Below are 13,246 nucleotides of genomic sequence, written 5' to 3'. Positions count from 1 at the left end.
CGCCCTTATTGTCCAAGCGCGAAAAACATCAAGGCGGCAGGCGCGATGGTTTGATAGAAAAAACCTATCGAAGAAAGATCTCGATTTAACCGGCTTCCTTCATCGCATGCCGTTCGCCGTTGGGCGAATGGGCCAGAATGCGATTGCGACCCTGTGTCTTGGCGTCATAGAGCGCCGCGTCGGCCTCGGTCAGCAGGCGGTTCGGGTTGGTCCGCAGAACGGCTCCGGTCGCACAGGAGATGCCGATGCTTGCCGTCACCCGGCCGAATTCGCTGCCGGAATGGGCGATATTCTCCTGGGCCAGGCGCCGCGCGAATTGCTCGGCGACGATCATTGCGCCTTTGGCGCTGGTGTCGGGCAGGAACACTACGAACTCCTCGCCGCCGTAACGGGCGACAATGTCTGCCGGCCGACTGACGGATTGGCGCAGACACTTGCTGACGACCCGCAGGCATTGGTCTCCGGCAGGATGACCATAGGTGTCATTATAGGCCTTGAAGCGGTCGATATCGACCATCAGCAGGCTGAACGGCGTGTTTCTCCTGGCGCTACCCGCAGTCTCGCGAGCGAAAGCTTCGTCGAAGGCGCGGCGGTTGACCATGCCAGTGAGGCCGTCGGTTTCAGCAAGGCTCTTCAGCTGCTCCGCCGACAGCCTGAGTGCGATTTCCGCCTGTTTCGTCGCCGTAATGTCGGAGACGACCGCCATCGCCGTGCCGTCTTCCGCAAGCCTTGTCCGGATGCTGCGCCAGTCGCCGTTATGAAGCTGAACCTCTTCATCCTTGTTGCTGTGCAGCGAGGCGGTGGCAGCCTTGATCCACCCGTCCACATCATCGGGAATACCAGGCCGCTCGCCGGTTTCGACGACACGACGCAGGATGTCACTGATATGAGCGCCGACCACGCGGGCCTCTCCGGAGAGCGGGAACGCATTGCGATACTGCTCGTTGCAAAAAAGGATAAAGCCCTTGCTGTCATACATGGCGATGCCATCGGACATACCGGCCATCGCATGCGAGAGCAGGTTCTTGCTTTCGCGCAATTCCCGCTCCAGGGCGGTGCGCTCGGTAACATCGCGCGTGACGCCCGCAAGGCCGATCACCCGCCCCTGCTTGTCCCGCAGCGGCACTTTGGAGGCGAGCAGGAATCTGCCTTCGATATGCTCGGTGGAATCGATCAGCGGCACCCCGGTGTCTATGACCTGCTGCTCGAGATAATATAATTCCTCGGCGAGCGGCCGCGACATCAGATTGAAATCCGACAATCCGATCATCTCCGCCGTGGTCCGGAAGCGGAAGAGGCGGGTCATGTTTTCATTGACGGTGATGAACCTGCTGTTTCGATCCTTCACATAGAGATAATCGGGCGACTGCGAAAATGCGGTCACCAATATGCTTCGCTCCAGCTCCCATTGCTGTGTCTTCAGCAGAACGAAACCACCCAGAACAGTCGCGAGACAATTCAATGCCGTCAGGGGGAAACCGACGCCGGCGAGCACATGGGCATTCACCAAGGTGGGAAGCAGGGCCATCGACAGGACCAATGCAACGCCAAGGGCAAGGCTTAGCAGCGCAACGTCCTTAAGCTCCGGCGATCTCTTGCGGGTCCAGAAATGACCGGCCAAGCCAATGCCGGTGGCGATGGCCATGGTGATAATCCCGTCGACCATCGCTGTGCCGCCGACGACAAAACGAAAGGCCATCGCCAACGCCGCGGCAAAGGCCGCCGCGATCGGCCCCCCGAACATGCCGGCCAATGCAAGCGGCGAAAAACGCAGGTCGATATAGATGCCGGGGTGGAATTCAACGGCCAGCAATATGGATCCGATGGAGGCGCCGCCGGCTATGATCCCGAAGGCGACTTTTTCCTGCCTGAAGGACCGGCGCTGAAACTCAATCGAAAAAAGCGCCCAGAGCGAAATTGCCAGGCACACGAAGGAAAGGTTGCCACCGAATTGCGTCCAATTGCCATTCACCGCGCTGTATCCACCTTCCACGACATGTAACGAACTCATCATAGGCGAAACTGGTTTGAGCTTGGTTAAACCGATCTTATGGAGCGGCATGGAGTATCGACCAGGCACGCCTGTTATAAGGCATGTTTAACAAATGCCGTTCGCTTCGGCTGGACATGCCTGGTGATGGCACAATACTGCGTAATTCGGATAAGCCTGCGCAATCGGACTATTATTACGCGATCAAAAGGCGCGCATGTTCCTGGAGTTGCAGTGGAAATTCCCGGCCGTCTGCGTCCGGACGAGGAAGCCCGGCGTAGGCCGCCGGGCTTGTCCTCCGTTACTTGCAGATCGCCCCGGCCAGAAAGCCGCGCATCGCCTCGCCAAAGGGCGGCCGCATCATATATTCCGCTTCCACCATTTTGCTCTGGTGATAGACGGCGCGTGGATGCGAGAAGGCGAGGAAGCCGAATTTGCCGTGATAGGCGCCCAGGCCGGAATGGCCGACACCGCCGAAGGGCAGGCCTTCGGCCGTGACGTGGCTCATGCAGTCGTTGACCGTCACGCCGCCGGACGTCGTATTGTCGAGAACGCGGGCCTCCTCTTCACCATCCTGGCTGAAATAATAGAGAGCGAGCGGGCGCGGCCGGGCGTTGATCCGATCGATGACGTCGGCGATATCGCGATAGGGAAGAACCGGCAGCACCGGCCCGAAGATTTCCTCTTGCAGCACGCGCATATCCTCGCTCGGATCCAGAATGAGTGTCGGCGGTATGCGGTGTGCCGGTTGCTGCGAGAAATTCTCCGCCGCCGGGTTGATCTCGACGATACGGGCGCCCTTGGCTCTGGCGTCGTCGACCAGGCCCTGGACGCGGGCGTGATGGCGGGCATTGACCATAGAAGTGTAATCCGGATTTTCCTTCAGCGTCGAATACATTGCGGCGACCGCCGCCATCGCGTGCTCGGCAAAGGCTTCGACGCTTTCCTCCGGCACATAGACATGGTCCGGCGCCAGGCAGATCTGGCCGGCATTCAGCGTCTTGACGGTCATGACGCGGCGGGCCGCATCCGCCAGATCGGCCGAGCGCCCAACGACCACCGGCGATTTGCCGCCGAGTTCAAGTGTGAGCGGCGTCAGGTTTTCCGCCGCCGCACGCATGACGTGATGGGCGATTGCGGTGCCGCCGGTGAAGATCAGATGGTCGAAGGCAAGTGATGTAAAGGCGGTACCGGTCGCCGGTCCACCCTGAACGACGGCGATTTCCGAGTCGTCGAAAGCGCGGGCGACGAGTTCCGCCATCAGCGCTGACGAAGCCGGCGTCACCTCCGACGGTTTGATCATGGCGCGATTGCCGGCGGCGAGAATGCCGGCAAGCGGCGCGAGGGCGAGCTGATAGGGAAAATTCCAGGGGCTGAGGATCCCGACCACGCCCTTCGGCTGATAGACCACTTTGGCGACGGCATCCGGGAACAATGCCTCGTGCTCTTCCGGCTTCAGCCATTCGGCCAGATGTGCCTTGGCATATTTGAGCGAACCGACGCAGGTAAAAACGTCGAGCAGCAGGCTTGCCTCGACACTGCGGCTGCCGAAATCATCCGAGAGAGCCGCGGCAATCGCGTCCTTGTTGTCGACAAGAAGGGCGACGACGCGGTCGATGCGATCGATGCGGGTGTCGATATCAGGCGGCCCTTCTTTCAGGAAGGATGCCCTTTGCCGGGCAAGCAGCGCCTTCATGGCGTCGGGACTGGTATCGGTAGCGATTGGGGCGACGGTGTTCATTCTTTCCTCCCTTGAACGATGTCAGACGGCCGGCTGACGCACGACCGGTTTCAGCACGATGCCCTTTTCCGCATCCTCCACCGCCCGGTTGAGGTCGGCGAAATCATAGAAGGTGACCAGCCTGTCGAAGGGGAAGCGGCCCTGCCTGTGGAGCTCGATCAGCAGAGGGATCAGCACGTCTGGATTGGAATCACCCTCGACGATGCCGCGCACCCGGCGTCCACCGGAGAGGATATGGGTGAGGTCGAGTGTCAGCGTCGCGCCGTGCGGCGAGGCGCCGACGATGCCGCAGGTGCCGCGCGGCGCCAGCACCCGCACGCATTGATCGATGACGGCAGGCACGCCGGAAGCATCGATCGCATAATCGACACCGGCGCCAGTCAGCGCCATGATCGCGGCAACGGCATCGTTCGCCTTGCCGTTGACGATATCGGTCGCGCCGAGCTCGGCGGCAAGCGCCAGCCTCGCCTCGTTGACGTCGACGGCGATGATCCTGGAGGCGCCGACGATCCGCGCCGCCATCACGGCGGCTAGGCCGACCGAACCCAGGCCGAAAACCGCGAGCACTTTTCCGGGTTCAACCTTCAGCGCATTCATGACCGCGCCGGCGCCGGTCTGGATGCCGCAGGCGAGCGGCCCGAGCAGCGCCAGATCCGCATCTTCAGGCACTTTGACGGTATTGCGCTCATGGCAGAGCGCGTGGCTGGCGAAAGAGGATTGCCCGAAAATATTGCCGTTCACCCGCTCCCCCCTGTAGGAGAGCCCGCTCGAACCATCGGCGCGCGAACCGAAGAAATTGCGCGGGAAGAATTCGTGGCAATAGGTCTCTTCGTGATCGTTGCAGCTCGGGCAATGGCCGCAGGAATTGAAGGTCATGACGACATGATCGCCTGGGACCACCTTGGCAACGCCCGGCCCGACACGCTCGACGATTCCAGCACCTTCATGACCGAGCACGACCGGCTGCGGCACCGGCAGGTGCTGGTCGCGCATGACGATATCGGTGTGGCAAACCCCGGTCGCGACGACGCGAACCAGGATTTCCCCCTCGCGCGGCTCCTCCAGATCGAGGCTTTCCAGCGAAAACGGCTTATGCGGCGCACGCGCCACTGCGGCATGAATCTTCATGGTATCCTCTTCCCGATGATTGCCCCACGAAACGGCCCGGTACGCCTCGCCTCCGTCAGCGGCCGCGCTTATAGGCGCCGAGCCCCGGCTGATAGGTCTTGTCGTCAAGGAACTGTTTCAGCCCCTCGTCGCGTCCCTTGGTCTTGTCGAGAAACAGCATCTGCTCCAGCTTGGCGTAGATGTAGTCGTCGGCGAGATCCCAGGGCAGGTTGCGCACGCGCTTATAAGTGTCCTTGGCCGCCTTCAGCGTCACCGGGTTCTTTTCGAGCAGGCTGGCGCAGATCTTGCGGACCCGGGTTTCAAGCTCGGCGAGCGGCACGGCCTCGTTGACGAGGCCCATTTCGGCGGCCTTGCGTCCACCGAACAACTCGCCGGTCATGATGTAGTAGAGCGCGTCGCGATGGCGCATCACCTCGGCAACCGCGCGGGTGACGTTGCCACCCGGCAGGATGCCCCAATTGATTTCGGAAAGGCCGAAATTCGCCTCCTCGGCGGCAATGGCGAGATCGCAGGAAACCAGCGGTGTAAAGGCGCCGCCGAAGCACCAGCCGTTGACCATGGCGATCGTCGGCTTTTCGAAATACATCAACCGGCCCCACCAGCCGCCGGATTGGCGCCGCGCCTTCAGCGTCGCATCCCGCGGTTTGTCGTCATTGTCGCGGAAATATTCCTTCAGATCCATGCCGGCGGACCAGGACTCGCCGGCGCCGCGCAGGACGAGGACCCCGCAGCGCTCGTCGCCCTCGAGTTCATCGAGCACGTCCATCATCCGGGCGTTCAGAGCCGGGTTCATCGCATTGCGCTTTTCAGGACGGTTGAGGGTCACGAAAGCAATGCCATTGTCGAATTCTACCAGAACCGGCGATTTCATATCAGTCATGGGTCTACTCCATTGGTTTCGGCATGAATGCCGGGGCCGCTTAATCAGGCCTGTCGTTGAAGGGTTTCGTCGGAATGCAGCTGGCGCAGAACATGCTTCTGCACCTTGCCGGAGGCGGTGCGAGGAATGGTCTCGACGAAGAGGATGCGCGCCGGACGCTTGAAGGCGGCGAGCCTTGCGGCGCAATGGCCGGCAATCGCCTCACCCGTTACCGCAGCACCGGGCCGCAACACGATATAGGCAATGCCGCATTCGCCCCATTTGATGTCGGGAATGCCGAGGACCGCCACGTCGAGAATATCGGGATGGCCTGCGAGCGCGGCCTCGACCTCGGCGGGGTAAACATTTTCGCCGCCGCTGATATACATGTCCTTCAGCCGGTCGACGATGCGATAGAAGCCGTTTACCTCGCGCCGGCCGAGATCGCCGGTGCGGTACCAGCCGTCGGCGAAGGCGGCAGCGGTTTCCTCGGGCTTGTTCCAGTAACCGGGCGTCACCGCGGGGCCGCGCAGCCAGAGTTCGCCAATCTCACCTTCCCCGACGTCGCGGCCATCCTCACCGACGATGCGGATGTCGAGCAGCGGTGCCGGCAGACCGACGCTGCCGGGATTGTCCCGTACTGCGCGCCGGTCGATCGGCACGTGCAGCACCGTTCCGGCCTCACTCATGCCGTAGCCGTTGACCAGCGCCACGCCGTCGCCGAGATAGCTCTCGATCAAGGCCTGCGTCAGCGGCGCGCCGCCGACAAAGAGCGCATGCAGGCCGGAAAGAGCCGCGGCGCTATAGGCGGGATCGCCACGCAAGGCGAGCGCGATCTGTGGCACGGCGAAATAATGGGTGATGGCGCGCTGCCGGTCGGCAAGGGCTGCTAGTGTGCGCGCCGGCGTGAACCTGTCCGAGATGACGAGCGTACCGCCCAGCATCAATGTGGTGCGCGCCACGGCGATCAAGCCGATCGTATGGAAGAACGGCAGGTCGCAGAGCGCGACGGATCCTGGCCCGATCTCGCCAACGAAGGAAAAATTGATAGCGGCGAAGAAGGCGTTGCGGCGGGTAATGACGACGCCCTTCGGATGTCCCGTCGTGCCTGACGTATAGAGAAGGACGCAAGGCTGATCCGCATCGACGGGCACGGGCTTCACCGCGAGGCTCGCCTCGATCCGGGCGGCAAGCCCGCCCGGGTCACTTCCCGTCCAGATCACCATCATCTCGGGATCGACCTCGGCAAGGCTTTCCACCGCCGCCGAAAACTCTTCGTCATGGACCAGAAGTGCCGGCGCGCAATCGGCAAGAATCGGCCGAAGCTCGGCGGCGCTGAGGCGCCAGTTGAGCGGGACGTAGATGGCGCCGGCGCGCTGGCAGGCAAAGGCAAGCACGATCGAGTCGATCGAGTTGCGCGCCAGCATGGCGACACGCGCTCCATCCCGCCCTACCCCGAGCATCGCGCTCAAAAGGCCGGCGCAACGGGCGATGCGCGCATCGAGTTCGGCATAGGTCAGCTGCCGGCCGGTGGCGATCTCGGACAGAGCCTGAGCATCTCCCGCGACGCGGGCGCGGTACAGGATCGGATCATCCGTCACCAGCCCGCAATCCGCCGACGATGCCATCCCGGAAAAGGAATGCGCCATTTTCTCCTCCCCATGCCCGCCGCTCCTCCGCCACAGGCATCAAATTTGTATGCAACACATACTAATATCTTTTTCCGGCCAGATGCAAGAGGCTGGTTTTGACAAATCCGGCCTCCGAAGGCGGCGCGGGAAATTTCCCTGATGCCGCAAACACGGAGATATTGACTAACCCGCTGATTTTGATGGTTATGGCGCCTGAACGAAGCGAGACGAATGATGGCCGCAAAACCACCGCAGGACGAACTTGAGGCCGAGGAGGCTTCCGCAACGCCGCCGCTCGACGTCGGCCGGCTCGGCGATCTCTTAGGTTTTCACCTGCGCATGGCGCATGTGGCGATCTATCGCGACTTCGCCGAAACCATGGAGGAGCTTGGGCTGACGCAGAAGCAACTCGCGGTGATGGAACTCACCGCGGGCAATCCGGGCGCATCGCAAATCGACCTTGCCAATACGCTCGGCACCGACCGCGCAACGATGATGGCCCTCGTCAACCGGCTGGCAGCCCGCGATTTCATCGAGCGCCATCCTTCCGCGGCCGACCGCCGGCGCCAGGAACTGCATCTGACGAAGGCCGGACGTGCGATGCTCGCGCGGGCGCGCAAGCTGATCGACACGCATGAACAGCGTTTCATCGACCTGTTTTCGCCTGATGAATTGGATGGGCTGCTGGCGGCGCTGAAGCGGATCTATAAGGGGCACTGACCCCGCTTCCGCTTCGGAAGCACGCGGCATCCAAGCCTATAGATTTCTATTGGGAAAGTCCCGTGTTATGATCCCTGTCCAGGCGTCGTCCGCCGTGGGTTCTGCACACGGAGACTTGTCTCATGAGTGAAATGGACGTGCTTTTTGCCACCCTGCGGCAGGCGGCTGACCCGCAGACGGTCGAGTGCATCGAAAACGTCGTCAAGCATGGCTCGGATCGCGATCTCAATCGCATCAATGCGCTGGCCTTCGCCGAAAAACATCATCTCGATGAAGAGAGAACGATCGCAGCGCTGCTCCATGCTGCCCGCATAGGCGCGTTCGAAATGACCTGGAATGTGCTTTGCCCGGGATGCGGCGGCGTTCTCGACAGCGGCGCAACCCTGAAAGGCGTCGTCCAGGACACTTATCATTGCGCGCTGTGCGCCGCCGGTTACGAACCGACCCTCGACGAGATGGTCGAGGTAACGTTCACCGTCAGTCCGCGTGTGCGCAGGATCGCTGCCCATGATCCCGACCGATTGCCTCCGCTCGAATATTACCGCCAGATCTTCTTCTCCTCCGGCGTCGACCTGCCGGAGGATCTGGAAGCGAAGTTTCAACGCATCCTGCTGGAGATGATAGAGCTGGCGCCGGGCGAGAAGGCTTTCGTCTCGCTGCAGCTGCCTTCGCAATTCGTCATCATCTTCGATGCGGTCACGCACTCGGCGCAGTTCATCGATGTGCAGGGCGAGCCCACCGGTGAACGCCAAAACCTCTCCATGGTCATCAGCCGGGGGCATGCGCTGAACGAAACCGTAACGCTGCGCCCGGGCTTGCTGCGGCTCGCCCTCGAGAACCACACCGATCGCCGCGTGGTGCCGAATGTCTGCATAGCGGGAGATGAGCTGCATGATCTTCTAGGCCGCCGGCGGCCTTTTTTGACGGCCAAGCGCCTGCTGACCAACCAGAGCTTCCGCGACATCTACAGGACCGACACGCTAGACGTCGACCAGCGCCTAAAGATCACCAGCCTGACTTTCCTCTTCACCGACTTGCGGGGCTCGACAGCACTTTACGAGCGCGTCGGAGATCTTGCCGCTTTCGATCTGGTGCGGGCGCATTTCCGCGTTCTTCACGAGATCGTAGCCACCGAGGCGGGAGCTGTCGTCAAGACCATCGGCGACGCCGTGATGGCGACCTTCCCGAGCCCGGACCGCGCCGTTGCGGCCGCGCTCCGCATGCGGGAGGCGATGCTTCGGTTGAATGCCGAACACGGCAGCGACGATCTTCTCCTGAAGATCGGCATCCATGAGGGGCCATGCCTCGCAGTCAACCTGAACGACCGGCAGGATTATTTCGGCCAGACCGTTAATATCGCCTCTCGCGTCCAGGGCCTTGCCGATCCCAATGTGATCATGACGACGGAGGCGATCGTCGGCGATATCAAGGTTTCGGAGATCCTGCGCGACAGCAGCATAAGCTCCGCCTCGCGAATGGCGGAACTTCAGGGCATCGGGCGGGAGGTCAAAATCTTCGCCCTGTCGTGAGGTTGGCCTGCTCTTCGAGGTCAAGTCAACTTCAGCAGTTTCCGCTAACGGCCGGAAGCAATCATCAAATATCAGTTAGTTCAACGGCTGCTTCGGGCCCTCAAGACGGTGAGAAAGGCCGGTGGAGCCGCTTCCCGAGACCAGACGTCCCTTGAGGCGAATTTCCCGACCCGCGCTACTCGCCTATGCTGGAAAGCAATTCGTCGAGCTGCTCCAACTGCTCCGACAATGCGGCCGCCGAGCCCTGCAGTGCTTCCTCAAGCGCCTCCTTGGACGGATAAATTTCGTGGAATTTCAATAGTGTCCTCCCGCCTTGGTCATCGAAGGTCACGGTCGTGATCGCACCTTCTTCGCCCTCGTCGTTGGTCCAGACGATGCGTTCGTTCGGCACGACCTCGAGATACTTGCCGTAGAAGGCCATGGTGTCCGAACCGTCGGCGCCGAATTCCAGCCGATATTTGCCGCCGGTACGGACGTCCATATCACACGACACGAGCGAAACACCGGATACCGATTTTGGCACCCACCAGCGCTGGAACAGCTCGGGCCGGCTCCACGCCTTGTAAACCGTGCTCGGCGGCGCATTGAATATTCGCGTTACCAAGAGTTCGCGATCTCCTCTGCGCTCGACTGACGTGCGGTTCTGCGCACTATCTGCACTGTTAACTTGCTCAGTCATCGCTTCCCTCCTGTTTCATTTCGCTGATGATTTCGTCCAATGCTTCGAAGCGGGCCTCGAAGAGCTTGCGATGCGCCTCGATCCACTCGGCTTCCGCGTTGAGGCCGCGTTTCCCAAGCTTGCAGGTTCTCACCCGTCCGACCTTCTGCGTGACGACGAGCCCCGCTCGCTCGAGAACCTGGACGTGCTTCTTCATGCCGGTCAGCGTCATCTGGAACTGATCCGCCAGACTGGTGATCGACGCGTCCCCTCGCCCCAGCTGATCGATGATCCCGCGGCGGGTCGCATCGGACAACGCCGCAAACGAGAGATCGAGGGGAGAACCTAAATACTGAACCATATAGTTCAGTGCATAACCTGCTCGCGCAAGAAGCGCAAGCTTCTCTAATATTCAGTCGGTAGACCGGTGATCCGAGGGCATGCACCGCGGCGGCGACAAAATCGTCTGGCGCAGGCCGACAGCTGCAGAAGTGCTTCGGCAGCTTCGCGCCCTCAAGACGGCCGTCAGGACGCCCGGTTTGTCATTCTCAGGACGGCCGGTCGGCTATGAAACCGACAACGCCGCCAGTGAGCCGCACGGCAGCCAGCGTCTTTCTCGCAATAGTCAGTTGCTCCCGATCACAAACCTGCCGGGCTTCAGGTAAGTTGAGCGAGGATATCGTCGACGACACTTCGGATGGCATTCGCCGTGTCGATATTATTGCCAGCCGGAAGATGCTCCCGGCTACGATGGTAGCGGAGCACCAGGGCCCGCTCGGCCGGCTCGAAGCCCGGCTCGTTCGGGCGCCCATCCAGCCGTCGGTTCAACGTCTCGACATCGATGTCGAGCACGAAAATCTTATCGAACAGGTCCAGAAATTTGTGGAAATTGCGCGAACCGCCACAAAAGAACGTGGCAGTATGGGTGGTGTCGGCAGCAATGGCTCGGACCTTATCGACAGGCCAGATCCAGTGAGCGTATCCCCAGGCGATACGGTCTACCCCTTCGGGTGGCCCTGCGAGCGCCCGGCCTGTCTCGGGGTCGCCGACATAGGCCAATACACGGTCACCATGGACAACATGGTAGCCCCGCCGCTCCAGTTCGGTAGCGACAGACGTCTTTCCAGTCCCCGAGCCGCCTTCGATCAGATAGTTCCTAATGCCCATGAGGCCTCTTTATCACGGCCTTCTATGCGGTGAGAAGACGCTCTACCTGGGGCGTGCCCAGCCAACGAGCACACTTGATCAAGTTTAGCATTCGGCACACTTGGATTAGGCGGACGGCGGGGAAAGTCGTGCTCCGCATCGCCTTGGTGCTGTCGAGGTCAAGTCCGATCGGCCGCTCCACCGCCCCGCCAACGCGCAATCTCCAGTCTCGCGCATCGAGGTCCGGCGGCGGGAATTGGTTTCGCACGAAGAACAGCTCGGTTGGGATCACCCGATCGGAGAGCGACGCAAACGGAAACTCGATATTTTCAGGGGATTTCTGTCGAACTATTAGGCTGGGCCGCTCTGGTGTCGGCATCGTCCTCGTCTCCCTTCCAAGAGCACAACGTCGGCACACGGTCGCGCGAACTCTGGTTCGATCACACCGCCCTCGCAGGTCATCTGTCGCATTCCGCCTTCGACCGCATTCTAGTATATACCGCGCGTCCTCGGATCGACCTTGAACGGCAGCAAAGGGCCGATCTCAGACCTCGGCGGCAAGAACTCCGATGCCCGCTTTTTCGTTTTGGGGGTTCCAGCAGTGGACGGTCGGCCACCGGCCCCAAAGCGGTCGTTCACCCGATCCGTTGTGACGGTTATTCTTGGCGCATTGCAGTCCTACGTCTGTTGGGGCTTCCCTATCAATGTGATTTGCGATCCAAGACCGGCAAACTCGGGCTTTGACCAACGAGCCCGAGCCTAAGGCCAATCCGCATAACCCGAGGACAGCATGCTGTTTTCCGAGCCGGCGGACGCGCGGGCGATGTCGCGGTAGCCGGCAGGGGAAAGGCCGGTCTTGCGTTTGAAGAAATGACTGAAATAGGTCGGGTCGCGAAAGCCGAGGCTGTCGGAGATTTCCTGGATATTGCGGGCCGAGCGCTCCAATCTGAGCTTTGCCTCCTGTACCACGCGCTCATGCAGTAGCTGGATCGGCGAGCGGCCGAGCGCCCTCTGGCAGATCGCATGAAGCCGGTCGGCGGTGACGCCCAGTTCTGCGGCATAATCGCTGATCGGCCGATGCCGGCGGAAACCGGCCTCGACCAGTTGCCGATATCGCTGCAGGATCGATCCGGTTTCGCCCTGCCCGCGCGGCTCGCTTCTCTCGCCGCCGGAACCGCGCCATAGCGTCATCAGGATCAGGCGCATATAGGCCGAAGCCACCATCCAGGAAGAGCGGGAGGGATCGGCGAGTTCCCGCACGAAGCCCGAAATTAATGGACTGATTTCGGCCACCAGCAAGGGGTCCGTCGCCTCGACCAGCTTGCGCTGTTCGGTGAAGATGCGCAGCGAATAGGATTCCACCTTGTCGCCGATCGCATCGACCATGACTTGCGCCGAGGCTCCGACGAGATGGGCGGCGGTTCCAGCAGAAATCGACAGGTCGCAACGCGCCTGCGGCGGCAAGAAGGCAAGCAGCGGCCCCTGCAATATCCGATCTTCGCCACTGTCGAAATGAAGCTCGGCTCGCCCCTCACTAAGCAGCAGGAAATGATAGAAATCGGCATAGAGTCCCTTTTGAAGACGGAGGCGCCGATGCGACAGCGACGGTGCATGCCATTCGCCCCTGGCATAGTGATGAATGCCGCCGTCCGTCGCCAATGCTTCTCCTCCGCTCGTCTCAAACATTGCCGCAATCGCCGGATAATTACAATATTAACCCAATAAATCGCATTCCATCCGTAAATGATCGGCGTAACCTCACCGTCATCAGCCTTTGGGAGGAGGCATTCCGATAGACGCGGCAACGCTGAGACAGCCTTCGGGCTGATGCGTCCGCGCGTCTT

General features: G+C 61.2%; 11 protein-coding genes. 2 read left to right on the top strand and 9 right to left on the bottom strand.

Going from position 1 to position 13,246, the window contains the following annotated elements; translation table 11 throughout:
• Positions 1-85: 85 nt before the first annotated feature.
• The 5 genes from MF410_RS28325 to MF410_RS28305 all read right to left on the bottom strand — a co-directional run bounded on the left by MF410_RS28325 (position 86) and on the right by MF410_RS28305 (position 7,367).
• A complete protein-coding gene (locus MF410_RS28325; RefSeq protein WP_239620962.1) occupies positions 86-2,014 on the bottom strand; it encodes a diguanylate cyclase in 1,929 nt (642 codons plus the stop codon).
• 277 nt (positions 2,015-2,291) lie between these two features.
• Positions 2,292-3,731: a coniferyl aldehyde dehydrogenase gene (locus MF410_RS28320; protein WP_239620961.1), complete on the bottom strand. Its 1,440-nt coding sequence runs from the start codon at positions 3,729-3,731 to the stop codon at positions 2,292-2,294.
• Positions 3,732-3,752: 21 nt separating this feature from the next.
• Positions 3,753-4,859, bottom strand: coding sequence for an NAD(P)-dependent alcohol dehydrogenase (locus MF410_RS28315; protein WP_239620960.1), 1,107 nt, complete (start codon positions 4,857-4,859; stop codon positions 3,753-3,755).
• A gap of 55 nt (positions 4,860-4,914) precedes the next feature.
• Positions 4,915-5,739, bottom strand: a complete 825-nt coding sequence (locus MF410_RS28310) for a p-hydroxycinnamoyl CoA hydratase/lyase (protein WP_064844721.1) — start codon at positions 5,737-5,739, stop codon at positions 4,915-4,917.
• 44 nt (positions 5,740-5,783) lie between these two features.
• Positions 5,784-7,367 (bottom strand): AMP-binding protein, encoded by a 1,584-nt coding sequence (locus MF410_RS28305; protein ID WP_183781357.1) that lies wholly within the window; start codon positions 7,365-7,367, stop codon positions 5,784-5,786.
• Positions 7,368-7,583: 216 nt separating this feature from the next.
• Here MF410_RS28305 and MF410_RS28300 point away from each other — a divergent pair, with 216 nt between their 5' ends.
• A complete protein-coding gene (locus tag MF410_RS28300) occupies positions 7,584-8,069 on the top strand; it encodes a MarR family transcriptional regulator (protein ID WP_239621021.1) in 486 nt (161 codons plus the stop codon).
• A gap of 122 nt (positions 8,070-8,191) precedes the next feature.
• Complete coding sequence (locus tag MF410_RS28295; RefSeq protein WP_183854378.1) at positions 8,192-9,598, top strand: adenylate/guanylate cyclase domain-containing protein; 1,407 nt, start codon at positions 8,192-8,194, stop codon at positions 9,596-9,598.
• A 175-nt stretch (positions 9,599-9,773) separates the two neighbouring features.
• On the opposite strand, the gene MF410_RS28290 is transcribed toward MF410_RS28295, so the two are convergent.
• The 4 genes from MF410_RS28290 to MF410_RS28270 all read right to left on the bottom strand — a co-directional run bounded on the left by MF410_RS28290 (position 9,774) and on the right by MF410_RS28270 (position 13,061).
• On the bottom strand, positions 9,774-10,277 hold the full coding sequence (locus tag MF410_RS28290; protein WP_097629913.1) for an SRPBCC family protein: 504 nt from the start codon (positions 10,275-10,277) through the stop codon (positions 9,774-9,776).
• Positions 10,270-10,617: a metalloregulator ArsR/SmtB family transcription factor gene (locus MF410_RS28285; RefSeq protein ID WP_183781365.1), complete on the bottom strand. Its 348-nt coding sequence runs from the start codon at positions 10,615-10,617 to the stop codon at positions 10,270-10,272. Before MF410_RS28285 ends, MF410_RS28290 begins: the two co-directional genes overlap by 8 nt.
• Before the next feature lie 296 nt (positions 10,618-10,913).
• On the bottom strand, positions 10,914-11,423 hold the full coding sequence (locus tag MF410_RS28280; protein ID WP_239620959.1) for an AAA family ATPase: 510 nt from the start codon (positions 11,421-11,423) through the stop codon (positions 10,914-10,916).
• A gap of 738 nt (positions 11,424-12,161) precedes the next feature.
• On the bottom strand, positions 12,162-13,061 hold the full coding sequence (locus MF410_RS28270) for an AraC family transcriptional regulator (RefSeq protein WP_183781646.1): 900 nt from the start codon (positions 13,059-13,061) through the stop codon (positions 12,162-12,164).
• Positions 13,062-13,246: the final 185 nt, after the last annotated feature.

This window comes from Rhizobium sp. C104, assembly GCF_022354505.1.
In the GTDB taxonomy this organism is placed as follows: Bacteria; Pseudomonadota; Alphaproteobacteria; order Rhizobiales; family Rhizobiaceae; genus Rhizobium; species Rhizobium redzepovicii.
This window is presented reverse-complemented; position numbering and strand designations above follow the sequence as displayed.